Origin of the sequence: Thalassotalea litorea (assembly GCF_005843925.1) — a bacterium.
In the GTDB taxonomy this organism is placed as follows: domain Bacteria; phylum Pseudomonadota; class Gammaproteobacteria; order Enterobacterales; family Alteromonadaceae; genus Thalassotalea_A; species Thalassotalea_A litorea_A.
Genome location: NZ_VCBC01000004.1, coordinates 309,570 through 332,989 on the forward strand (window position 1 = coordinate 309,570; position 23,420 = coordinate 332,989).

General features: G+C 43.0%; 21 protein-coding genes. 13 read left to right on the forward strand and 8 right to left on the reverse strand.

Annotated features, from left to right (window positions below; all coding sequences use genetic code 11):
• Positions 1-11: 11 nt before the first annotated feature.
• From FE810_RS05065 to FE810_RS05090, 6 genes are all read left to right on the forward strand, one after another.
• Complete coding sequence (locus tag FE810_RS05065) at positions 12-683, forward strand: NAD(P)H-dependent oxidoreductase (RefSeq protein ID WP_138318943.1); 672 nt, start codon at positions 12-14, stop codon at positions 681-683.
• Complete coding sequence (locus FE810_RS05070) at positions 680-2,584, forward strand: monovalent cation:proton antiporter-2 (CPA2) family protein (RefSeq protein WP_138318944.1); 1,905 nt, start codon at positions 680-682, stop codon at positions 2,582-2,584. The genes FE810_RS05065 and FE810_RS05070 overlap by 4 nt, the downstream gene beginning before the upstream one ends.
• Positions 2,585-2,713: 129 nt before the next feature.
• Positions 2,714-2,998, forward strand: a complete 285-nt coding sequence (locus tag FE810_RS05075) for a hypothetical protein (RefSeq protein ID WP_138318945.1) — start codon at positions 2,714-2,716, stop codon at positions 2,996-2,998.
• A 92-nt stretch (positions 2,999-3,090) separates the two neighbouring features.
• Complete coding sequence (locus tag FE810_RS05080) at positions 3,091-3,375, forward strand: hypothetical protein (protein ID WP_138318946.1); 285 nt, start codon at positions 3,091-3,093, stop codon at positions 3,373-3,375.
• Positions 3,376-3,524: 149 nt separating this feature from the next.
• Positions 3,525-4,460 carry a ribosome biogenesis GTPase YlqF gene (gene ylqF, locus FE810_RS05085; protein ID WP_138318947.1) on the forward strand — a complete coding sequence of 312 codons (936 nt, stop codon included), beginning with the start codon at positions 3,525-3,527 and terminating at the stop codon, positions 4,458-4,460.
• A gap of 77 nt (positions 4,461-4,537) precedes the next feature.
• The gene (locus tag FE810_RS05090; RefSeq protein WP_138318948.1) at positions 4,538-4,969 is read left to right on the forward strand and encodes an HIT domain-containing protein; all 432 of its coding nucleotides are present in this window, start codon (positions 4,538-4,540) and stop codon (positions 4,967-4,969) included.
• Here FE810_RS05090 and FE810_RS05095 read toward each other — a convergent pair.
• Positions 4,966-5,877, reverse strand: coding sequence for a ketopantoate reductase family protein (locus tag FE810_RS05095; RefSeq protein WP_138318949.1), 912 nt, complete (start codon positions 5,875-5,877; stop codon positions 4,966-4,968). The genes FE810_RS05090 and FE810_RS05095 overlap by 4 nt on opposite strands.
• 2 nt (positions 5,878-5,879) lie before the next feature.
• Complete coding sequence (locus FE810_RS05100) at positions 5,880-6,272, reverse strand: VanZ family protein (protein ID WP_138318950.1); 393 nt, start codon at positions 6,270-6,272, stop codon at positions 5,880-5,882.
• Between the two features lie 189 nt (positions 6,273-6,461).
• Between FE810_RS05100 and FE810_RS05105 the strand changes: the two genes are divergently transcribed.
• Together FE810_RS05105 and FE810_RS05110 are read left to right on the forward strand one after the other, a co-directional pair.
• Positions 6,462-6,944, forward strand: a complete 483-nt coding sequence (locus FE810_RS05105) for a YajQ family cyclic di-GMP-binding protein (protein WP_138318951.1) — start codon at positions 6,462-6,464, stop codon at positions 6,942-6,944.
• Positions 6,945-7,146: 202 nt separating this feature from the next.
• Positions 7,147-8,493 carry a sodium-dependent transporter gene (locus tag FE810_RS05110; protein WP_138318952.1) on the forward strand — a complete coding sequence of 449 codons (1,347 nt, stop codon included), beginning with the start codon at positions 7,147-7,149 and terminating at the stop codon, positions 8,491-8,493.
• A 487-nt stretch (positions 8,494-8,980) separates the two neighbouring features.
• On the opposite strand, the gene FE810_RS05115 is transcribed toward FE810_RS05110, so the two are convergent.
• Entirely contained in the window at positions 8,981-9,604 is a 624-nt protein-coding gene (locus tag FE810_RS05115; protein ID WP_246036910.1) for a pseudouridine synthase, read from the reverse strand.
• 293 nt (positions 9,605-9,897) lie between these two features.
• On the opposite strand from FE810_RS05115, the gene gshA reads away from it, so the two are divergent.
• Together gshA and FE810_RS05125 are read left to right on the forward strand one after the other, a co-directional pair.
• Positions 9,898-11,469 (forward strand): glutamate--cysteine ligase, encoded by a 1,572-nt coding sequence (gshA, locus tag FE810_RS05120; protein WP_246036912.1) that lies wholly within the window; start codon positions 9,898-9,900, stop codon positions 11,467-11,469.
• 34 nt (positions 11,470-11,503) lie between these two features.
• A complete protein-coding gene (locus FE810_RS05125; protein WP_138318955.1) occupies positions 11,504-11,839 on the forward strand; it encodes a tRNA-binding protein in 336 nt (111 codons plus the stop codon).
• Between the two features lie 31 nt (positions 11,840-11,870).
• Here FE810_RS05125 and FE810_RS05130 read toward each other — a convergent pair whose 3' ends face one another.
• Positions 11,871-12,404 (reverse strand): hypothetical protein, encoded by a 534-nt coding sequence (locus FE810_RS05130; protein WP_138318956.1) that lies wholly within the window; start codon positions 12,402-12,404, stop codon positions 11,871-11,873.
• Positions 12,405-13,660: 1,256 nt separating this feature from the next.
• Here FE810_RS05130 and FE810_RS05135 point away from each other — a divergent pair.
• Complete coding sequence (locus tag FE810_RS05135; protein ID WP_138318957.1) at positions 13,661-14,278, forward strand: transglycosylase SLT domain-containing protein; 618 nt, start codon at positions 13,661-13,663, stop codon at positions 14,276-14,278.
• A gap of 59 nt (positions 14,279-14,337) precedes the next feature.
• On the opposite strand, the gene FE810_RS05140 is transcribed toward FE810_RS05135, so the two are convergent.
• From FE810_RS05140 to FE810_RS05155, 4 genes are all read right to left on the reverse strand, one after another.
• Positions 14,338-15,969 (reverse strand): GMC family oxidoreductase, encoded by a 1,632-nt coding sequence (locus tag FE810_RS05140; protein WP_138318958.1) that lies wholly within the window; start codon positions 15,967-15,969, stop codon positions 14,338-14,340.
• A gap of 478 nt (positions 15,970-16,447) precedes the next feature.
• On the reverse strand, positions 16,448-17,719 hold the full coding sequence (locus tag FE810_RS05145) for an HlyC/CorC family transporter (protein ID WP_138318959.1): 1,272 nt from the start codon (positions 17,717-17,719) through the stop codon (positions 16,448-16,450).
• A gap of 74 nt (positions 17,720-17,793) precedes the next feature.
• Entirely contained in the window at positions 17,794-18,588 is a 795-nt protein-coding gene (locus tag FE810_RS05150; protein ID WP_138318960.1) for a cytochrome C assembly family protein, read from the reverse strand.
• A gap of 199 nt (positions 18,589-18,787) precedes the next feature.
• Positions 18,788-19,996 carry an SO_0444 family Cu/Zn efflux transporter gene (locus FE810_RS05155; RefSeq protein WP_138318961.1) on the reverse strand — a complete coding sequence of 403 codons (1,209 nt, stop codon included), beginning with the start codon at positions 19,994-19,996 and terminating at the stop codon, positions 18,788-18,790.
• Between the two features lie 309 nt (positions 19,997-20,305).
• Here FE810_RS05155 and ffh point away from each other — a divergent pair, with 309 nt between their 5' ends.
• Positions 20,306-21,685, forward strand: coding sequence for a signal recognition particle protein (gene ffh / locus FE810_RS05160; protein WP_138318962.1), 1,380 nt, complete (start codon positions 20,306-20,308; stop codon positions 21,683-21,685).
• A gap of 155 nt (positions 21,686-21,840) precedes the next feature.
• Positions 21,841-22,947: a hypothetical protein gene (locus FE810_RS05165; RefSeq protein ID WP_138318963.1), complete on the forward strand. Its 1,107-nt coding sequence runs from the start codon at positions 21,841-21,843 to the stop codon at positions 22,945-22,947.
• Positions 22,948-23,420 lie beyond the last annotated feature (473 nt).

The following is a 23,420-nucleotide window of genomic DNA, read 5'->3' on the forward strand; positions in this document are numbered from 1 at the left end:
ATTAAATACCGATGAGCCAATCTAAAATCCTTGTCCTTTTTGCCCACCCTTCTTTACATCGTTCAGAGGCTAATGCACCGATATTTCAACAGGCGTGTGAATTTGATTTTGTTACAGCGGTCGATTTGTACGCGGAATATCCGCGCCTTAATATCGATATCGATAGAGAGCAACAGCGACTACTTGCCCATGATATCGTGATTTTTCAGTTTCCAATCTATTGGTACTCGACCCCCGCGATTTTAAAAGAGTGGCAGGATTTGGTGCTCGAATACGGGTTTGCTTATGGGCAAGATGGCAATCAGCTTAAAGGTAAGACTTTTCTTTGCGCGGTGACCGCAGGCGGCAGTGTCGAGGCCTATCGTCAAGGGGGGCATAATAATTTTACTGTCAGAGAGTTATTTCGTCCTTTGGAACAAACCGCCATTATGACTGGCATGCATTATCTGCCGCCTTTAACACTTTTTGGTAGTCGTACCGCGACCGATGAGAATCGTCTGCCACTGCATTTACAACATTGGACGACGACTTTGGATATGCTGCACGAGGGGCAGATTGATATTCAGCGGGCGGATAGTTTTATTACATTAAATGATTACCTTACGGATAAAACTATGGGAATAGAAAAGTACCATAGTAAGGAAGTTGGCCCAGATAATTTGGAGCAGGAGGACAACCGATGACGGGGTATTTTGTACAGGCATTCATTTATCTGATTGCTGCCGTGATTGCCGTTCCCCTTGCCAAAAAATTCGGTTTAGGGTCGGTGTTAGGATACCTGATTGCCGGTGTTATTATCGGTCCGGTAACCGGTTTGGTGGGTAAAGAAACGGTAACAATCCAACATTTCGCTGAGTTTGGCGTGGTGATGATGCTGTTTTTGGTGGGTCTTGAACTCGAACCAAAAATGCTTTGGCAAATGCGGCATCGATTGCTAGGACTTGGTGGATTACAGGTGGCCTTAACAACTGGCCTTATTACAATAATTGCCATGGTGTTTGGTCAGCCTTGGCAAACGGCATTGGCGATAGGCTTGATTTTTTCACTGTCTTCGACAGCCATCGTACTACAAACGTTTAATGAGAAAGGTCTTAGCAAAACGCAAGGAGGGCAAAATGCGTTCTCTGTTTTGTTAATGCAGGATATCGCTGTCATTCCTATGTTGGCATTTATTCCGATGCTGGCACTACCAGAAATTGCAGACGCGGCTGCTTCACTTAAAGAGGCAAGTGAGCACCATCAAGAGTTGAGTTTAGTCTCGGGGTTACCAAGCTGGGCTTACGCTCTGGCGATTCTTGCTAGCATTGTTGGCGTGATCGTTACCGGCCACTATCTCAGTAGACCCTTATTTCATTATGTTGCAAGCTCGCATTTGCGTGAAATTTTTGTCGCAACAGCGTTGATGCTTGTGGTGGGGATTGCCGCACTTATGTCTTTGGTAGGACTGTCACCGGCGTTAGGGACGTTTTTAGCGGGTGTAGTGCTCGCGAATAGTGAATTTAAACACGAACTCGAGTCCAATATCGAACCGTTTAAGGGGCTATTACTCGGACTTTTTTTTATCACCGTCGGGGCCGGGATCAATTTTTCCATTTTTGCGGATAATCTTGTGGTTATCCTCGGCCTGACGTTATTGGTCATGTTATCTAAAGCGGCAATTTTATGGTTGCTGGCAATGATTTTTAAAATTAACAACAGTGATCGCTGGTTGTTTGCACTAAGCCTCGCGCAAGCCGGTGAATTTGGTTTTGTATTATTAAGCTTTACCATGGCCCAACATGTTATCGCCCCGGATGTAGCGGCTATTTTGCAGTTGGTCGTGGCGTTATCGATGTTTTTAACCCCAGTGTTGTTTATCGCATTTGATAAAATCATTCTGCCGCGCTATCGCGACGCCATTAATCAGATGGAGTTTGATGATATTGATGATTGCGGTACCGTAATCATTGCGGGTGCTGGACGGTTTGGGCAAATAGTCAATCGGTTACTGGTCGCCAACGGTATCAAAACTGTTATGTTAGATCATGAAGCAACGCAAATTGAAAATATGCGTAGGATAGAGATTAAAAGCTATTTTGGTGATGCGACCCGGCCTGACCTTTTGCATACCGCAGGTATTGATGATGCACTAATGTTTGTCGTGGCTATTGATAACATCGATAACTCGGTAGCGTTGACACATCATATAAAAAAATCCCACCCTAAGCTCACGGTTCTGTCACGTTCATTTGATAAAGGCCATAGTTATGCACTGCGTCAGGCAGGAGCCGATTTTACCATCAATGAAACCTACCACTCCGCCTTGGAACTTGGTGCCGAAGTTATGCGTAAAGCGGGGCTGCACCCATTTTTTGTGGAGCATAAAAAAACGTTATTTGCACAAGTTGAGCAAGACGCTTCCGATGACTTGTATCAAAAATGGTCAAATAGTGAAGAAGAGCAATATGGCAGTGACTATCAAAAACTGTTTATTCGCCTCGAACAGGCCATTAAATCTGCAATGGGGCGCGACCGGCTCGATAAACACAGTGCCAGCGAACGAGGCTGGACACCTCCGCCTAAAGGTTACGATAAGAAGCTTTAAGGTATCTTTATCGTTGCAAGCTACCACTCAAACGAGCACTTAAACGGTTATCCATCAGATCTGATATATACTTAACAGCATTTATTCATGCCTGTTGTGGGTGAAGCGTAGTTTGGGCGAGGTAATTGTATGGAATTAATTCCGTTAATCATTCAATTGGTAAGTGGTGCCGTTGGCGGCAATCTGACTGGCGCCATTTTTCAAAAAATATCACTTGGCACTTTAGGTAATTCAATCTTGGGGATCCTCGGTGGAGGATTGGGCGGTCAATTGCTGTCAATGGTGGGGATATCCTTAGGCGGTGATGGCAGCTTAGATCTGGCCAGTATTATCGGTAGTGTCGCTGGTGCCGCTGTTGGCGGTGGTGCATTGATGACCATCGTTGGTTTTATCCGCTCCTTGTTAAGCAAGTAGCTTTTATCCCCACACTTAAAACGAGTAACACGTAAAACACGTTTTCTGGTGTCTCTAGGCTAAATTTTATCGCCTCAAATACCGGTGCAGTAATGGACGAGTATTTACCTTTAATTATTCAGATGGGCGCAGGCGCCGTAGGCGGCAATGTTGCCGGCACTTTTTTGCAAGGATTGTCGTTTGGTTTTCTTGGCAATTCGCTGGTTGGTATTGTCGGCGGCGGTATGACTTCCAAGGTGTTGTATGCTTTTAATGTCACCTTAACCGGTAACTCTATGGATTATCACAGTGTTGTGAGCGATCTCATTAGTGGGTGTATTGGTGGAGGCCTGTTAATGTTGGTCATTGCATTTGTTCGCTCTTTGTTTGGCAATTGACCGTGCAATGACTTCTTTGTAGCTGCACCGAGCACCACTGAATGTATTGAGCAAATTGCATAAGGCATGGTTGTATACGGCACGCGGATTGTTATTACGTGTATTGCAATTATCTGTTAATATGGCGGTTTTCTTCTAGACCCAATTTTATGGCTATAAACTGGTTCCCCGGGCACATGCATAAGGCCCAAAAAGAGATCAAGGAGATCATCCATCAAATAGATGTGGTGATTGAAGTTTGTGATGCGCGCTTACCATTTAGTAGCGAAAATCCAATGATCACCAGCATTCGTGGTGACAAGCCTTTGATTAAAATCCTCAATAAAGCCGATCTTGCCGACCCTGATCTTACCCAGATTTGGCTCGATTATTTTCAGGCCCAGCACAATGTAAAAGCGCTGGCATTAACAACCGAAGAACCATCAGGTGCCAAACAAATTGCGAACTTGATTCGTAAGTTAGTGCCGAATAAGGATGAAACCGGTAAGCAGATTAATGCCATGATCATGGGTATTCCTAATGTTGGAAAATCAACATTGCTAAATACTTTGGTCGGTAAAGCGAAAGCCAAAGTGGGCAATGAACCGGCGGTAACCAAAGCTCAGCAACGAATTCGCTTAGATGACGGTATTTATCTATACGATACTCCAGGCATGTTATGGCCGAAAATTGCTAATGAAAATAGCGGCTATCGTTTAGCGGTTTCCGGCGCAGTAAAAGATACCGCATTTGATCATGATGAGATCGCGTGTTTTGCCGCGGAATATTTGTTGCAAGCTTACCCTCAGCGGTTGACGGAACGATATCAAATTGATCCCTTGCCAGAGCAGGAAGTGGAGTTTCTCGAGGAAATGGGACGCAAGCGTGGTTGTGTGCGCGCCGGTGGTCATGTGGATTTTCACAAAGCATCTCAGATTATCGTCAATGAAATTCGTGATAAAACCTTGGGCCCGATAACGTTTGAAACGCCGCAAATGGTTGAAAAGGAAGAAGTCTATTTCACTCAGTTGCAACAGCAACGAGAACAAGAGCGAGAAGCACGCAAGAAAGCGCGAGGCCGTGGCCGCAAGAATAAACGCAAATAAACAATTTATTACTCACGTTGAGATAAGCAGAGCAGAATCAACACAGCAAACTAAAAATAGCAGAGTGCATAATGACCATGAATGATAATCAAGAATTTACCTTACATCCGGATTTGCAAAGAGATTGCGTCGTTGTCGCCTCTCTTCCTTTGTGCGAACTTTTACTGTGTAACGATCGTCAATATCCCTGGTTTATTATGGTACCCAGACGCGAAGGGGTTAGTGATTTGCATCAACTGGACTGGCAGGACTTGCAGCAATTTATGAATGAATCAAGCATGGTTAGTGAACTGCTAATGCAAGAGTTTAATGGCGATAAAATGAATGTTGCGGCATTAGGTAACGTAACCCCACAATTGCATGTTCACCATATAGTGCGTTTTAAAACGGATCCTGTGTGGCCAAAACCTATCTGGGGGCAACTGCCGCTCAAACCTTATTCAGCCGACGAAATTGCTAAAATAAAGCGCTCTTTATCAGCAAAGCTGACGGCAATTTTGGAACGTTAAGCGCGCTTATTTTGTTGTTCCAATGCTTTGATCTGCGTCACGCATAATTGGTTTTGTGGCGCTTCGATTTTTGATTGTTGCGAACACTGTAGAATATAGCCATTGATATAATCTATTTCACTGCATCGACCGGCGAGAATATCCTCTCGCATCGACGAACTATTCTGAGCGGTCTGCCGGATCACCTGTTCAATCGTATTGGTTAAGGCTTCTTTATCCAATGTTATCTCAGCATAATCCGCCTGTGCGACTATTTCATCGACGAGCATAGCCATTCTTGATTGATACTGCACCTTAGCCAACTCCCCATTTAATATATCGTAAATTGCGGTCAGCGGATTGATAACGCTATTAATCGCCAGTTTAGTCCATTGCCTGGTGCGTATGTCGTCATGCCAGCTGCAATTGCCGAGATCTTCTATCAGTAATTGAATGGCAGGGCATTGCTCAGTTAAGTTTTGATAGTTGCCGAGTTGCCACTGGCCTTGCCCAGTATGCTGGACAAAATCAGGGCGATGGCGACGCGCACCTTGGGTGCTGAGCATCAGTCCTATCAACTGGTCGGGGGCTAACACAGAGCGGATTTGTTGCAAGACGCCCATACCATTGTGAAGTAAAATTAACGGGCAATCTGAATGCAAATAGGGCTGGATATAATCCACCGCTGGGCGCATTTGATAGGCTTTTAATGCGCAGATAATCACATCCGCTTGCTTGAGTTGTTCGACCTGAACGTAGTGCAATGAGAGATCTTTACGCGACCCGTGGAGATCCATAAACGAGTAATTTTGGTGTAAAGACGCTAGGGGCGTTGTGGCTTTTGGTAGAAACTGTACCTGATGTCTAGATTGTAATTGCTGGTGTAACAGACATCCCATGGCGCCGGCACCAATCAGTACAATCTTCATGATCAGTAGTCCTCTTTTGTCGCGAGCGACTTTATTCGCTTTTCACGCCAATTAAGCTGGCCGAGTTTCACAAACATAAAATACAACACCGTGAATGCCAGACACCCGGCAACATCGGCATAAAAATCGCCCCATTGTGCGGCGCGAAAGCCCAGTATCCACTGGCCGATTTCCGTCAACGCCCCATAGCAGATAAGACCCGGTAAAAGCACTCTTTGAGGCAACTGGCCTACGGTGTACAGCACCCCATTTAACAGGAAGAATCCAAGAAAGTGTGCGGCTTTATCCAGCAATTGGCTGCGATGCAGCTCCGAGATACCATCAAACCCAAGAAGATATGCAATGGTGCAGATCAGAACAAAGGCTATCGTGAAAAAAACGGAAGAAAATGACAATGGTTTAACCTATATCTCTATCATGGTAACGCGGTGAATTTATTTAGTTAGTATAAGCCCATGCGTCACAATGGGATTTTTTTTGAATCCTAACATAAGGACGGCGTAAAAGAGAATTTATTGCATTGACGACAGGCTGTTTGATAGTCTTAGCGCCAGTGTAATTATTAATGTTTAAGAGAGCCTATTATGCCTTCAATGGACATAGTGTCAGAAATTGATATCGAAGAAGTTCGGAATGCCGTCGATAATGCCAGCCGTGAACTGAGCACCCGTTTTGATTTTCGAGGTGTTGAAGCGTCATTGGAGTTTGTTAAGCCTACGGTGAAAATTAAAGCGGAAGGTGATTTTCAACTCAAACAGTTACGAGATATGTTGCGAACACAATTATCAAAACGCAATGTTGATGCTAAAGCAATGAGCGTTGGTGCAGAAGAACACACCGGCAGAACTTTTCAGCAGATACTGACCTTCAAAGAAGGGATAGAACAAACGATGTCTAAAAAAGTCATTAAGCTTATCAAGGATAGTAAGCTAAAAGTTCAGGCGAGTATTCAAGGTGAGCAGATTCGTGTGACCGGTAAGAAACGCGATGATTTGCAAGCGGTTATGCGACTTGTTCGAGAAGCAGAGCTAGAGCAGTCTTTCCAATTTACTAACTTTCGAGATTAAACCTTTAAGAAATGCCTAGGAGCATATTGATTTTAACGATATGCTCATGGGATATTTTCTGGCTCCCGTAGCTAGAGAATCGTTAGGGTTTTACTTCCGAGTGCTTGCAATATGCCGCTGCAGCGTTTTATATTGCCAAGCCATATCCACAGATTTTGTGGTGCTGAATACAATTGATAATAACAAATAAAGAAGAATAAATATGGCATCGTCTCGCGGTGAATTTAGTTCACGACTGGGTTTTATTATGGCAGCAGCGGGTAGCGCTGTTGGTCTCGGGAATATCTGGGGATTTCCAACGCAAACTGCATCCAATGGTGGTGCAGCCTTTGTACTCGTCTATCTGATCCTGGCATTTTGCTTGGCTTATCCGGCATTCATGGCGGAGTTGCTGATCGGGCGATATGGTCAGGCAAATGCGGTGACTTCTTTGCAAAAAATGTCTTCCCGACCATGGCAAAAGCATTTTGGTTTCATTGTTGGGTTTGGCGGTATTATTTGTGCTGCGCTCATTCTGAGTTTTTACGGCATTATTGCCGGTTGGATGATGTCCTATGCAATTGAGAGTGCGGCCAGTATTGTTGGCTTACACTCGGTGGCGGATTGGGTCATTGCCAATAGTTTAGGGCGTAACTTGTTATTCACCGTTGCCTTTATGGTATTGACCGTTTTTATTATTCGCAAAGGCGTTGAAAATGGCATTGAAAAGTGGTCTAAACGCTTAATGCCAATGATGCTCGGTTTGCTTATTCTATTGATTATTTATGTCATGACCCTTGATGGCGCAATGGAAGGCTTAAATGCGTATCTGAATCCAGATATTTCACAATTAAAAGATCCGTCCTTGATTGTCAGCGCGATGGGACAGGCATTCTTCTCCTTATCATTGGGTACCAGTGTCATGGTGATCTATGGCTCTTATATCTCCAGGAAAGAAAACTTGGTGAGCCTGGGCGCACAGGTGACCCTAATCGATGTAAGCATTGCCTTTTTGGCGGGATTGTTAATTATCCCGGCAATGTATGTTGCACAGGCACAAGGTGTGGCGATTTTTGCCGCAGATGGCAGCTTAATTTCCGGTCCTGGTATGGTATTTGATGTGCTGCCTAAGCTATTTGAAGATATGGGGCTGATCGGTACGTTTATTGGTTTGGCGTTTTTTATTCTAATGAGCATCGCAGCACTAACATCGTCGATTTCCATGTTGGAAGGGCCGGTCTCTTATACGGTTGAACGGCATAATGTGCCACGCGCCAAGGCAACCACAATTATCGGCTTTTTAATTCTCTGTATTAGCGTCGTGATTGTGTTCAATATTGATACTGGTTTAGATTTTATCGCGACCTTGTCGACCCAATACGGACAACCAATCATTGCTATGCTGTGTTGTATTTTTGTTGGTTGGATATGGCATAGAAGCTCAATTTTAGAAGAACTTAAGCAAGGCAACGATACCGTTGACCATTCGTTTTTCTGGAAAATTTGGCCTTGGTACACCAAATTCGTTTGCCCCGTTGCGATCGCAACCGTATTCTTAAATTCCCTATAACCTTAAAGCTTTCTAAAAGCGCTTCAGGTCCACCCTGCAGCGCTTTTTTTGTATCTTCAATCCGCTAATGTACTTGCTTGATAAAAATTATTTAGAATTACTTAGACACCCACTGTAACTTGAAATTATTTAGACACCCACGGTATTTGATAGTTTATTGAGGCCACGTTATCCGATACCCGCCAATCACATTTCTTCACCAAGGCACCTTTTTATTAAGACACCCACGGTTAATCACTAAATTATTTTGAAATTAATTAGACAGCCATTAAAAATTATTTAGACAAAATTACTTAGACACCCACCACTAACATTTCTGCACAAAGGCGCTTTTTTTATCAAGACAGCCACTGTTGAATACTAAATTAATTTGAAATTAAAAAGCCTCTATTAAAAACTGGTCGCTATTAATAACGGGGAGTTTGATGAAAAATCAGATTAAATACGCATTTTTGTGGGACCTGAAAACTTCAGAGCTTGGAAAGGTCTATAACTTTAGAAGTTGTTTAATATCATCTTGGTAAGTGGCGAATAATTTACCATCATGAGTGGGAATCGTATCGGTAAATTGAAATTGTTCATCGCGAAAGTTAAACGAGATTTGCACAGCGTGTAAATAACCTCTGTCAGTCGGGAAATTGCCAGAGTCGCCAGCATGATAGTTAGGATCCCCTAAAATAGCTGTACCAAGGCTATTCATTGCAACGCGTAATTGATGTGTTTTTCCCGTTTTAGGCATCAACTTATACAGTCTCAGTCCAGGAGATAGGGAGTAGGAATCAAATTGAGTGATTGCTGGGTTTTCCTGAGTGCGCAGTAGTTTGTAGGTTCCGCGACGCGATTTGACCATATCGCCTTTCACGCATCCTTGTTTTTTCTTGGGTTTGCCGCTGGCCAACGCTATATATACTTTACCTATTTTTTGATTGGCAAAAAGCTCGGACAGGTGCCTTGCAGATTCAGGTGTTTTTGCCATCAACAAAATGCCCGATGTTATTTTATCGAGCCTATGAACGGGATATAACTCACCATACAAGCGTTTATAGCGATTAAAAAAACCTTGCCCGATACTGTCTTCATCATGGAAATTAATTCCAGAAGGCTTGCTCACGACAATAAAATCATCATTTTCAAACAGTGGTTTTGGCGTAGCTGAAATAATATCGATACCTTAAATATGTAAGCTTTTATCCCGAACAGTATAAAACTAATTATGGCGTCTCCCAACAGATACATTGGTTTATACCTTAAGTTAGGCTATTTTTTGGGTAGGAAAAATCCGTTATTTGCTTATTTTTGTAAAGATTGTCGTTGTAAATTCAATATCTTCCCCCACATAATAAGCAAATTGCCTGTATGTGGTGCATAACTAAGTTCGCAAATGATGCGAGTTTTGGAGCAAAATTGACTTTTTCTATCTCTGATTTTATTGCTGAATTTTCAAAGCCTTCTAATTTATCGACATTGACGGGAATTAATCGAGGACTGGAACGAGAAACTTTACGTATAAAGGCTGACGGTCATTTATCGGAACAATCCCATAATCCGGCCTTAGGCTCCGCATTAACAAACCCTTTGATAACGACCGATTACTCGGAGAGCCTGCTGGAGTTTATTACTCCTGTGAGTAACTCAATTGAAGAGTCCATTGCGCAACTGAAAGACATTCAAAAGTTTACTCTGTCCAATATTGGTGGCGATCATTTTTGGCCAATGAGCATGCCATGTGTGGTAGCCAAAGAAGATGATATCAAGCTAGCGCAATATGGTTCTTCCAACGTTGGCAAAATGAAAACAGTTTATCGCCAAGGATTAAAAAATCGTTATGGCTCAATGATGCAGGTCATTTCTGGCATTCATTTTAATTTCAGTTTTAGTGAGGAATTTCATCAAAAAGCACAAGCGATGCTTGGTGATAACGGACCACTACAGGATTTCATTTCCGACCGTTATTTTGCGCAAATTCGCAATTACAAACGCTTTGGTTGGTTGATACCATATTTGTTTGGAAGCTCTCCCGCTTTATGCCCGACCTTCTTGCAAGGTAGAGAACATAATTTTGACTTTAAAAAAGCGCCGACGGGGTGTCTGTATCTTGAATATGCCACCTCATTAAGAATGAGCGACCTGGGTTACACTAATTCGGAACAATCAACATTGAATATTTGTTATAACAATGTCGACAGTTACGTCGCCAGTGTTAAGCAAGCTATTACATTGGCTTCCGAAAAATTCGCTTCCATTGGTCTGAAGAAAAATGGTGAATACCAGCAACTAAACGCAAATATTCTACAGATTGAAAACGAGCTATATGCGCCAATTCGTCCTAAACGAGTCACCAAAGCGGGTCAAAAACCGTCAGAAGCATTGGCTGAAGGCGGAGTGCAGTATATTGAAGTTCGCGCATTGGATGTGAACCCATTCATTAGCACCGGTATTAGCCGCGAGCAGATGTATTTTATGGACGTATTTTTGACATTTTTGTACTTCCAAGATTCACCCAATATGACTCCTGATGAGTTTAGGGTAACCACTGAAAATACAGATAAGGTGATACTTACAGGACGTGACCCACAACTCAAATTGAATGATAGCGGTGTGGCAAAGTCAATTCCGCTTTGGGGGCAGGAGATTTTTGAAAACTTGGTAACTATCGCTAAGTTGCTGGATGACGCTCACCAATCAACGAAATACAGCCAGGTTGTTGCTACCGAGTACAACAAAATTTCAAACCCTGAATTAACACCGTCAGGGTTGATATTAAATGATTTGCTGACAAAAGGGCGTGGCATCATTGGCTGGTCGCTGGAACGTGCAGAAAAATACCAGCGAGAGTTAGAGCAGTGGGAATATCAGATTTTCAATGAAAAATACCTGCAACAATTGGCAAGTGAGTCATTGGCCGAGCAAGCAGAAATTGAAGCCGGTGATAACGTTGATTTTGATAAGTTTCTCGAAGATTATTTTTCACGATAATTGAGTTTTGGCACAGGGTTAATAGAGGTCAAGTTTGGACGAAATACAATGGCAAGACTTTAGTAAAGTTCAACTTTGCGTCGGGACAATTATTGCGGCTGAAGAATTTCCCGAGGCTAGAAAACCAGCCTACAAGCTGACACTCGACTTTGGTGAACATGGTGTGAAAAAATCGAGTGCTCAAATTACCGAGCTCTATGGCGTCAAAAATCTGATCGGTAAACAAGTCGTTGCGGTGATCAATTTTCCTGTTAAGCAAATCGGTCCGTTCATGTCAGAATGTCTGGTGACCGGATTTTATGATGCTTCCGGGAAGGTATGTTTGGCCGTACCGGATAGTCACGTGCCGAACGGCTCAAGACTTGCTTAGTCGTTCAATCTTAATTGCTTAGCGCTTTAGGTCAATAATCTACTTGAAGGCTTTTCTGGTAGTGTTCTCGATACGCAAGCAATATTAGCGTCAGTAACGAGGCAAGAAGAAAGTAGCCTCCGATTCGATAAGCTATTGTCATTTCAAATAACCACAAACTAAACCAAAATATCATAAAAACTACCGCAGCTATAACTCCCTGCGCATAGAGGCGCGAAGGAGGAGCTATACATTCTAATTGAGTTGTTAAACCACGACTATAGTGCAACGCTTTAAGTGGCATGACACCCTTGGCGATATAATGAATCGCAGGAATGAGTATACCAGCCAATAACAAAAGAGCGTTTTCATTGGCTTGGAAAGATTCTACGATGCATGTTTCCCAAACATAGGCAAAACAACTCGCCAACCAGATGGAGATGCTCACCATAAACCAAACATTTGGAATCGTTTTGCGAATTTGCACCCAGATCATTTGTTGCCCGAGTTCTAAGTCACTCTTTTCAGATGCGATAACGTCATCGATAAAAAGTTTTTGCGGTGGTGATAGAGAAGATTTTGGCATTTGAGGTTGAATTGTTTTTCTTGAAATATACCCTTTGAACGCAATGCTAGCAAGGCCTGGAGACTTAAGTGTTGATTAAATGATCGATATGTTAAGGTTATTTTAAAAGGTCCAGCATTCAATATTTATTAAAAGTAAATATTCCTCATATATTTCAGTTAGTAAGCACGATTATTTTTGTGAATCTCAGGTTTGGTGAAAAAATATACATTTTTTTTACAATATATATGAACTTTTTCGGATTTGGTTACTCTTATAGTTTGAAAGCGTTTATTCCCTGGACGACTTTCCTTAAGATTCCGGCGCGATTTTATCGCGCCTTTTTTTTTACCTCATTTAAATTTCAGCCTCACTTCAAAAAAACGCTTCAAATGAGACACCTGTCCTTGTTCTCATCGTTGCATTCGCGATTGCTGAAATTAATTTGAAACATCGCGCGAATGTATTATATAGACACCCACCTCAATCATTAATGTGACTCAAATCCGCAAGTAATAGAAATCAAATTTAATCACCGAAATCCGATTTGCTCGCGATTCAGGTAAAAACAAACACGCATTTGTTGTAACGAAATAATCGACTGGCAGGGCCTGTTATGTTGGCTAAGCTGATTTTGACAGAAGATTTCCATGGCGAAGGATGATGCCAACCCCAAGAAACAGGCAAGTATGTTTGCAAGGCACCCCTATTACCATTGTGTAAGCCGATGCGTTCGTCGGGGGGATGTTGATGTGACAAAGATAAATACACAAATAAGAATTTTGAGGATAGAAGCGGTCGGACTGAAAATCGTATCTTAATCTTGTCTTAATCTTGTCTTAATCTTGTCTCAGATATTCTGTATTGATGTCTGTGCCTATGCGGTAATGAGCAATCATTTTCATGTTGTATGGCATATCGATAGAAAAGCAGCCAAATCAATGTCTGAAGAAAAAGTTCTTCGTAGATGGCATACGCTCTTTACGGGAACAATGATCGCTCTGAACAAGAAACATCCAAGAAATCTGAGCTTTTAGTAAAAGTGAGTATTTAATTATGATTTGAAATGGGCTTATTCAGTTTTTTTTTGCAAAAAAAAAGCACCTCATAGGAGGTGCTCAAAAAAACTATAAAACCCAAGGAGAAATGTTCATTTCGTAATATAAGAGTCAGGTAATTTCAAAAAGTTCAAAGTTTTTTTCAAAAATAGAAAAAAACTTAAAAAAAAGTTAAAAAATCTGGCAAACTAAATTCAAAATAATAACGTTTATTAGCAAATGAAAATTCTAAAGACCTGTTTACTCGTCACTTTTACTTTTGTGTTATCAGCTTGCGCGACCGCTCCGCCTCAAAACCCGGAAAATATTTGCGAAATTTTCAGAGAGCATCATCATTGGTATGAAGGTGCGAAAGACATGCAAGATCGTTGGGGAGTGCCTATTCACGTACCTATGAGTATGATGTATCAGGAAAGTTCTTTTCGTAGTGACGCATTGCCGCCTCGAGATTATTTGCTAGGGTTTATTCCTTGGGGAAGAGTAAGCACTGCCTATGGCTTTTCGCAGGCAAAAACTCTTACATGGGAAGACTACATGAAAGATACGGATAATAGTGGTGCTGATAGAGATGACTTTGCTGATGCGATTGATTTTATGGGGTGGTTCATTGCCAAAACACAAAAAGTTAATGGTGTATCCAAATGGGATCCTTACAATCAATATTTGAATTATCATGAAGGTTGGGGTGGGTTCAAACGCAAAACTTACGCAAAAAAATCATGGTTACTTCCGGTGGCGAACAAAGTTAAGCATCGAGCAGTCACATATTCCGGTCAATTAAAGACTTGTAAAGACGAATTAGACAGTAGCTGGTTGTGGCGGGTTCTTTTTTACTAATATCGTAATGTCATACAATATGATGCATTGTCAATTGAGCGCTGGAATTGTTTTTAATATCAATAGTCAGCAAGAATCATTTCAGCCCCTTTTGCAGCAATCATCATTGTCGGAGCATTGGTGTTGCCACTAATTAAGTTCGGCATTATCGATGCGTCGATTACTCTCAATCCATTCAACCCTTTCACTTTAAGGGTTGGGTCAACTACTGCCATTTCATCAATGCCCATTTTACAAGTCCCTACAGGGTGATAAATATTATTGCTTTTCTCCTGAATAAAGGCCGCTATTTGTTCATCGCTTTGTACTTGTTCTCCAGGGAATATTTCTTTTACGTTGGTAAGTGATAGTGGAGCTTGTTGAAATATTTGACGGGATAACTTTACCGCTTCGATCATAAGTTTCATGTCATGTGGGTGGCTAAGCATATTCGAATCAATTACCGGAGGTGATGTAATGTCCGCAGACATTATCCGTATTTCACCACGACTTTTCGGCCTTAAAATACATGCATGTAGCGTGGTTCCTTGAACACCATACATTTTAATGTTGCGCCCATGATCATCCATAGCGCTGGCGATAAATTGCCATTGGATATCAGGTCTCTTATCCAACCCTTTACTGGAGATAAACCCCCCGGTTTCAACTAAAGACGTCGTGAATGCCCCTCGCTTTGACCTAAAATAATCAAACGCTTGGTTGCTTAACCACCAAAGTGAACTCGGGCGAAGACTAATAAGGTCGTGGCGCTTTTGCTGATTTACAATGCAGACATCTACATGATCTTGTAAATTTTTACCCACGCCCTCTATTTCTTTCACTAGTGGAATGTGTAATGCATCAAGTTGGTCTTTTGGGCCAACACCGCTTACCATCAGTAATTGTGGGCTATGGATCGCACCAGCACATAAGATTACTTCTTTATTGGCTCTTAACTCGACTGTTTTGTTGTTGTCTTTGTCCGACTCCAACAATTGGCTTTGTTGGAAACGCACGCCGATGGCCCTGTCCCCTTCGAATAGTATTTTTTCGACTCGGCTGTAGGACAACACGGTTAAGTTTTTGCGTGATTTCGACGCTTGCAACGGGTGAATAAAAGCATCCGCAGCACTGTGGCGCTGGCCATTTTTTTGAGTAACTTGAAAATGCCCTACACCCGCTTGATGTTCACCGTTAAAGTCAGGATTAAAGGGATAACCTAGCGAAGTCGCCGCATCGATAAATTCTTTACCAATCGGGTGATTCGAACGTGAATCTGCTACATTTAGCTCGCCATGTTGGCCATGAAAATCGTCTTGGATGCGCTCCTGACGTTCAAGCGACTTAAAATACGGTAATACTTCGTCATAGCTCCAGCCTTCATTTCCAAGCGCAGCCCAGTCGTCGTAGTCTTGACGATCTCCTCGTACGTACAACATTGCATTAATCGCACTGGAACCACCCAATCCACGGCCTCGGGGGTTGTAAATATGACGATTCGCTTGAGTCGGTTGGACCGGTGTCTCGAATCCGTAATTATATTTAGGAATACGGAAGAGAAGCGGGATTGCTAAGGGAGTTTTGATCAAGGGGCTTTGGTTACGGCCGCCAGTTTCCAATAAACATACGGAAAAACCTGCGCGAGCAGACAATCGATTAGCGAGCACGCAACCGGCAGAACCGCCACCTATGATGATAAAGTCGTATGTCATTTGTTAATTTTCTCCCGATAATCAATTAGTTTAGCAAAGTGATCGGGCAAATAACATTTAACTGCTTACAGAGTAAAAACCACGACTCGGTGATAAATTGTTGCGATATCATAGTTACGTCGTATATCGCTCTAACGCAATAAATCCAAATCGAGTTTTAATCAACAATCGTATTGTGAGTATTCCAACAAAAAGAGTGTACATTACTCACATGACGCAATTGTGTGGGCTTTGTAGAGCGTCCCAAAACAAAGCTGCCTTGTTAAATGACTGAGGGTGTCTTGTTAAAATGACTATGGGTGTCTTGTTAAAGTGACTGTGGGTGTCTTGTTAAAATGACTATGGGTGTCTTGTTAAAATGACTGGGGTGCCTAACTAAAAGTCGCGGTGTGACTGAATGCGGCTTGTCATTAAATTTTGGGATAGTTAGATGATAGGTAGTGAAATGCCAGCGGCGTGAACCGCTGACGTAGAATCTTTATTGTTCCTGGAAGTGTTCAATCATTACTCGTACGGTTTTCACCATATTGCCGTCCACTTCGATAATCTCGATTGGGTAGCCAGCGATACGCATGCTGATATTCGCTTTGGGAATTTCTTCCATGTACTCCAAAATCAAACCATTCAATGTTTTTGGTCCATCGGTAGGGAGTTGCCAGTTCATTTCCTTGTTAATATCACGGATATTCGCGCTGCCGTCTACTAAATATGTACCATCGGGCTGTTTATGCACTTCTTCGCTTGGCGCTGGTTCCATTGTCGTGGTGAAATCACCAACAATTTCTTCAAGAATGTCTTCTAAAGTTACCAGACCTTGGATATCACCATATTCATCAACAACTAAGCCGACACGTTCTTTGGCACGCTGAAACTTCAACAATTGCACATTCAATTGTGTCCCTTCTGGAATGAAGTACATTTCTTTGACTGCTCGTAGCAAAGTCGCTTTGGTAAACTGGCTTTTCGATAACAGCTTTACGGCATCACGCATATGCACATAACCGACCACGTCATCGATATTATCTCGATACAGTATCACTCGGGTGTGGTTTGCCTGAGTCAACTGTTTTTGGATTACCTTCCAGTCGTCATTGATATCGATGCCTTGAATTTCACTGCGCGGGATCATTATGTCTTCGACGGTGACTTTTTCTAAATCGAGGATACTCACCAACATGTCCTGGTCTTTTGCCGGGATCAAGGCCGCCGATTCATTTACCACGGTACGTAATTCTTCCGAACTTAGGCTATGTTGTTCACGCTGCTCTGGGCTGATACGCAATAAAATCAAAATCCCGTTGGTTATCCAATTGACACTAACGACCAATGGATAAAACAATTTCAGCAAAACCTTAAGAATGATCGAGCTTGGAAATGCCACCTTTTCCGGGTGCAGTGCGGCCAGAGTTTTCGGGGTGACTTCTGCAAAAATTAGAATGACTAGAGTTAACACTAAGCCCGCAATAAAGGTGCCGGCATCGCCTAATAAGCGCATGCCAATATAACCCGCAATCAGGGATGCAAAGACATTGACTAAGTTGTTGCCGATGAGAATAAGACCGATTAATTGGTCGGGGCGCTTAAGTAAACGACTAACTCGTTTCGCGCCTTTATGATCATTTTCTTCCAGATGTTTCAGGCGGTATCGGTTTATCGACATCATACCGGTTTCAGAGCTAGAAAAATAAGCAGAGATAAAAATTAATACGGCAAGTATGACAAACAGCATACTTGTAGAGATATCGTCCAAAAGGGGATCCTATAAAGTGTCACAAATAATCAGGCGGGTTGCTGGTTTTTTAATCAGTCGTTTTGCCCGGTTGTCTAAGATAAAAGAATCTCTCGGACAAATCTACTACCAAAATAGGATAAAGTGAGAATCGCGGTAGCAATTGTCGATAAAATCATAATTCTGTGGCCGCGCCACCCCATCTGATAGTGTCCCCAAAGAATAACCAGATAAATGGCCAATGCAAACAATGACAGAACAGTTTTGTGCAAATTATCCTTGGCGAAAAAACTATCGATGAAAAATCCGCCGAGAAATTGCGACGCGATAAGCAGAACAACACCGGTGATAAGTAATCGGAATAATTGTGATTCTACCTGCATCAATGGTGGGAGATGATTCACCGCGGTGATATTTTTGGCTTTCAGTTTATAGTTAATGAAATTGACCTGAATGGCAAATAACGTACTGATCACTAATACACCAAAGGCAAGTAAGGCCAGACTGATGTGAAGCACAAGAACGACCTGCGATGAGTCGATTGCTAACGTGCCGGAATCCGGCACCAGTAACGCGATTAATAAAAATGATCCCGCGAATGTGTATACCCCGGGTAATATCAAATTGATTTTCGAGCGAAGCGATAACGTTGTCACGCAAAGGGCAATGATCAGTGCCACGAGTGATGTCACATTTAATAAGCTGAAGTTGACTTTTGAATCTGAAAAAATCACCTGGCTGATTAACACACAGTGGAGCAAGCAAGCGGCACATCCTAAAGAGAAAAATAACTTAGGGTTGGGCCCGTTGGCTTTAAACAAACGGGTATAAACGGAGAATGCCGCCGTCAAATATAGCAAGGCTGTTATGATTGAAAGGACCGGTGTCATGGTCTTCGAAGCTCCAAAGCCAGTTGTTGTTATTAAAGTTGCCTATATTAAGTCAACTTATGACTTATCTAGCATTTCCAATTGGACAGATTAAATTGTGTTAACACTATGTCCAAATATGAACATACATACCACAGATAAACCAGCTCACATACTACCAGAAACCCAGTTCAATTCTATGAATTCGTGTGACAAAATTTTAAGCATTTAAGATACGTTTACGCAATGGCTTGAAAGCACTGACCAGCAATAACAATGAACACGTGCTGGCAAACCAGATTGGAACCAACTCGTGGCTGTGACTCATTTGCTCAAAAATGCTGACACCAAACTGGTCTAACGCATAATCTAACCCTAAACCAAACGAGACCGACGAGATAATAATACCGGTTAGATATAGGAATAATACTCGTCCACCCATTTCATTACGAATAACCCCTAACGTCGATATGTTGGTCGCAGGGCCTGCCATCATGAATACCAGAGCCGTTCCTGGTGAAATCCCAGCCATGATTAATCCGGCGGCAAGTGGCGTCGAAGCGGTGGCACAAATATACATAGGCACTGAGATCAGGATCATTAGCGCCATGGCAACAAGGCCACTGCCATACTGCAACAGGAAATCGGCGGGCATAAAGGTTCGAATTACGGTTGCGAATAGCAAACCAATTAATAGCCACACAATGAGATCATCGAGCAGTTGTGTAAACGCATAGCGAATGCCAATTAATATTTTTGCCCCGATAGTTGGCGAGTCATCGGTAACCGTGGCGGTGGTTGCGGCACAGCAGTGATTTTCTTTGACTTTCGTGTTTGCTGGGCTTTCAGCTGAGTTTTGCGGTTCCGGGGGGGTTATTGTTTCGGTCTGGCAAGTATTCCCGGACGTTTCAACGCTGGCACAGCAACTGCTTGATTTGGCATTATCTATTGGTTGTATCTCGGCAGGTTGCGCTGACTGTTCGGGTACCTGTTGAAGTTTGTGCTTAGCGTCGTTCGCACCTTTTGTTCCCTGGGCGACTAACAGACCGGTAAAAATTGCGGACGTTATTGCGGCAATTGGACGATAAATTGCCATCACAGGCCCTAATAGGGCATAAGAAACGGACACGGAATCGACACCGGTTTCTGGAGTGGCAACCAAAAATGAAGACGTTGCTGGCGCTGATGCGCCCGAGCGATGTAGCTGAGTGGCAACCGGGATCACCCCGCAAGAACATAATGGTAACGGTGCGCCAATAAATGCGGCTTTTACGACGGCCATTTTACCTTCGCCTAAATGCTGGCTCAGAACTTGGCTCGGGACCATAGATTTCATTAACCCGGCAATAATCAAGCCTAACAATAACCAGGGACTCGCCTCGTTTACGATGGCGATGAAATTATTGAGCAACTCCAACATGGCTTCCATTTAGGGTAAATACCTCGCGTGAAAATTTGTCCTGTCGAGAATTCGTTTATTTGCTGAAATTACCAAAGGTTATCTTTATAGGCATTAACGAACTCTTGATCAATTGTACCGTAATTTAATCAACAACATATGAGTAAATCGTAAGGAAAATGTAAAAAAGGTGCAACCGGTGGACGGTTTGCCGTATTCTGACTCAAATTCGCGAATTAAGCGGGCAGTGGCCAAATAATATGCTTTCGCTTCTGTTTTGTCCGGTTATAATAGGCGGATTAACGAGTATTGATACCAATTTTATGTTCTGGGTAACCCATGTTTGAAAATCTTTCCGATCGTTTAACCCGGTCGCTAAAAAATATTAGTGGTCGTGGTCGTCTGACTGAAGACAATATCAAAGAGACTTTACGTGAAGTGCGGATGGCTTTGTTAGAAGCCGACGTCGCTTTGCCTGTTATTCGAGAGTTTATCGCCAACGTTAAAACCCGCGCGGTAGGCCAAGAAGTAATCAAGAGCCTGACCCCAGGACAAATTTTTGTCAAGATTGTTCGTAGCGAGCTGGAAGCTGCAATGGGCAGCGCCAATGAAGCTTTAGAGTTAAAAGCCGCGCCTCCAGCGGTTGTTTTAATGGCGGGTCTGCAAGGTGCGGGTAAAACCACATCGGTAGGTAAACTGGCGAAATTTTTAAAAGAACGCGAAAAGAAAAAAGTGTTAGTGGTTAGCGCTGACGTGTATCGTCCGGCAGCAATCAAGCAATTGCAGACGCTGGCCGAAGAAATCGATGTCGAATTCTTTCCAAGTGATGTCTCTCAAAAACCGGTAGCGATTGCCAATGCGGCAATGGCGCATGCCAAGAAGCAATTTATCGATGTGGTACTTGTCGATACTGCTGGTCGTCTCCATGTAGACGGCGAAATGATGGAAGAGATCCAGCAATTACACAAGAGTGTTGACCCGGTCGAAACCTTATTCGTCGTGGATGCGATGACAGGTCAGGATGCCGCGAATACCGCCAAAGCGTTTAACGATGCACTACCTCTGACTGGTGTGATCTTAACAAAAACCGATGGTGATGCCCGCGGCGGTGCGGCGTTATCAATTCGTCATATCACTGGCAAGCCAATTAAGTTCTTGGGTGTTGGTGAAAAGACTGACGCCCTAGAACCATTTCATCCGGACCGGGTTGCTTCACGAATTCTTGGTATGGGCGATGTATTGTCTCTTATCGAAGAAGTTGAACAAAAAGTTGATAAGGATAAGGCCCAGCAATTAGCCAAAAAAGTAAAAAGCGGCAAAGGCTTTGATTTAGAAGACTTCCGTGAACAATTAGTTCAGATGAAAAGCATGGGCGGCATGATGGGGCTTATGGACAAGTTACCGGGTATGGGTAATATGTCAGAGCAAGTCAAAGGTCAGATGGACGATAAAATGACAGTGCGTATGGAAGCGATTATTAATTCCATGACACCGGGGGAACGTAAACGCCCGGATATCATTAAAGGTTCACGTAAACGTCGTATCGCTGCCGGTTCTGGTACGCAGATCCAGGACGTCAATAAATTGCTTAAGCAGTTTACCCAGATGCAGAAAATGATGAAAAAAATGTCAGGCAAAGGCGGCATGCAAAAAATGATGCGTTCAATGCAAGGCATGATGCCTCCTGGCATGGGCGGGGGCGGTATGTTCCGCCGCTAATGACCGGATTAGTATTACGGACAAACCGAAGTAATACGCTTCGGTTTTTTATTGAAGTTGTTTAGGGTATATTCAGAGCATTATCGATGGCAGCATTGACCCAAAAGCAGGGCAGGCGGCCAGACAATCTGAAACATTTATAGGCGTGACGAACCGTGCAATTAGTTAAATCCTTAATCTGTTTATTAGGCCGTGACAATGGCGAGCGATTTCTGGCGATATTCGCCAGTGTTTTGCTGCTGTTTTTTGTAGTTACCGGCAATGTCTTCACCGCCTGGTGGGCGCAACTAATTTGGCTGGTTCCAAGTGTGCTAGTGATATTTTATACGACCATCCGCAGGGTTCGTGATGCCGGCGAAAAAGCGGGGCTCGCCTGGTCTTTGGTCGGTTTGACGGCGTTGGCGTGTATCTTACCGTTATTCCTACCACACTTCAGTGCTTACACACCGTTAATGCTCGTGGTGTTTTTGGGCCTCTACATATTTAGTTTACCGGCAAAAGACCACCAGTTTTACACGTTAGGCTACAAAGGGCCTGTTGACCTGTCGGCTTATGCCAAACCGGTTAAAGTACAAGCCAAGCCCTTAAATGCGAGGGTAGAGCCGGTCTTGTTTGGTGGTGTCAATACTGGCAATCCTTATAACGATGCGCCTTATGGCACCCATGGCGATGAGTACCTGAATCGTAAAGCTCAGGCTCAGCCGTCTGAGCTGGCAAAGTGGCGTCAGGACCTATATCAGTGGTTTCGTCAGCATAAGAAATTGAGCGGGTCACTCGCCAGTGCGATGAGCGTTTTGATTGTGACATTATTGGCATGGCCTTATTTGCCAAGCAACGATCACGCGCAGGGTGAAACCGCACAATTAATGATGCCTGTTATCCCATCCGCAAGTGTGGAACGAAATCATCGATTAGAAATGCCCGATGACTTTTATCTAATGATGACCGAGCACGACGGCCTGGTGATTCATTGGCAAGCGGATATCCAACGTGATGGAGAAATTTGGTCTTTGGCGTCAGCCAAAGGCGACGATACCTGTCAGTACATTGAATTTAATAATGGCGACAAGGTTCGTCCTTACAATGTTGCCGTAGAAAATGGTGGCGATTATTTTGCGAGCTTTTCTCCATTAGATTCGCGCATGTTAGTGCAATCACTGGAAAAACGTGGGAATTTCGGCCTGTGCGGTTATAACTTCTCACTTAAAGGTTCACAAAAAGCCTTAAACTCGCATCCAGTCTATATCGAGTTAACCGATTAATCTTAGTAAAGCTTCAGTGTTAACCCTAATAGGTTAGAGCCAATGAACAATTGGCTCGCCCTTTAAGTGTCAATACCGGTTGCACGACTGGGGCAAGACTCTGATCGCATTTACGCCATCGACGGGGCTTTTCACCTTATTGAATCTAGCGTGTACTTTTCAATTCTCACTTGTTTTTATGCGACTGATTTCTCTCTTATCCATGCAAAATCCGCGGTGACCATTTTGCCGAACTCGCCTTTATATCGCCTGTAAAATTCAGCCAGGCTATATCTAACGACGCTAATCCAACGACCTTAATCTAACGAACGTAATCAAGTCACTTAAACTGACAATTATGGACAGTTAATGTTTTTAACCGTTGGGGGGAATGGTGGTTTTTAATAAGAGCCACTAACACCTGGCATTTGCATTAAACGCCTGAACAATTATCTTGGTTTTAAAAATCGTTGTATGTATGTATGTATGTATGT

Excerpts from the sequence above, each read along its gene's own strand:
- FE810_RS05065 (WP_138318943.1), top strand. The coding sequence starts at position 12 with ATGAGCCAATCTAAAATCCTTGTCCTTTTTGCCCACCCTTCTTTACAT.
- FE810_RS05135 (WP_138318957.1), top strand. The coding sequence starts at position 13,661 with ATGAAAATTCTAAAGACCTGTTTACTCGTCACTTTTACTTTTGTGTTA.
- FE810_RS05110 (WP_138318952.1), top strand. The coding sequence starts at position 7,147 with ATGGCATCGTCTCGCGGTGAATTTAGTTCACGACTGGGTTTTATTATG.
- FE810_RS05140 (WP_138318958.1), bottom strand. The coding sequence starts at position 15,969 with ATGACATACGACTTTATCATCATAGGTGGCGGTTCTGCCGGTTGCGTG.
- ylqF (WP_138318947.1), top strand. The coding sequence starts at position 3,525 with ATGGCTATAAACTGGTTCCCCGGGCACATGCATAAGGCCCAAAAAGAG.
- FE810_RS05105 (WP_138318951.1), top strand. The coding sequence starts at position 6,462 with ATGCCTTCAATGGACATAGTGTCAGAAATTGATATCGAAGAAGTTCGG.
- FE810_RS05090 (WP_138318948.1), top strand. The coding sequence starts at position 4,538 with ATGAATGATAATCAAGAATTTACCTTACATCCGGATTTGCAAAGAGAT.
- FE810_RS05155 (WP_138318961.1), bottom strand. The coding sequence starts at position 19,996 with ATGGAAGCCATGTTGGAGTTGCTCAATAATTTCATCGCCATCGTAAAC.
- ffh (WP_138318962.1), top strand. The coding sequence starts at position 20,306 with ATGTTTGAAAATCTTTCCGATCGTTTAACCCGGTCGCTAAAAAATATT.
- FE810_RS05095 (WP_138318949.1), bottom strand. The coding sequence starts at position 5,877 with ATGAAGATTGTACTGATTGGTGCCGGCGCCATGGGATGTCTGTTACAC.
- FE810_RS05130 (WP_138318956.1), bottom strand. The coding sequence starts at position 12,404 with ATGCCAAAATCTTCTCTATCACCACCGCAAAAACTTTTTATCGATGAC.
- FE810_RS05150 (WP_138318960.1), bottom strand. The coding sequence starts at position 18,588 with ATGACACCGGTCCTTTCAATCATAACAGCCTTGCTATATTTGACGGCG.
- FE810_RS05080 (WP_138318946.1), top strand. The coding sequence starts at position 3,091 with ATGGACGAGTATTTACCTTTAATTATTCAGATGGGCGCAGGCGCCGTA.
- FE810_RS05075 (WP_138318945.1), top strand. The coding sequence starts at position 2,714 with ATGGAATTAATTCCGTTAATCATTCAATTGGTAAGTGGTGCCGTTGGC.
- FE810_RS05070 (WP_138318944.1), top strand. The coding sequence starts at position 680 with ATGACGGGGTATTTTGTACAGGCATTCATTTATCTGATTGCTGCCGTG.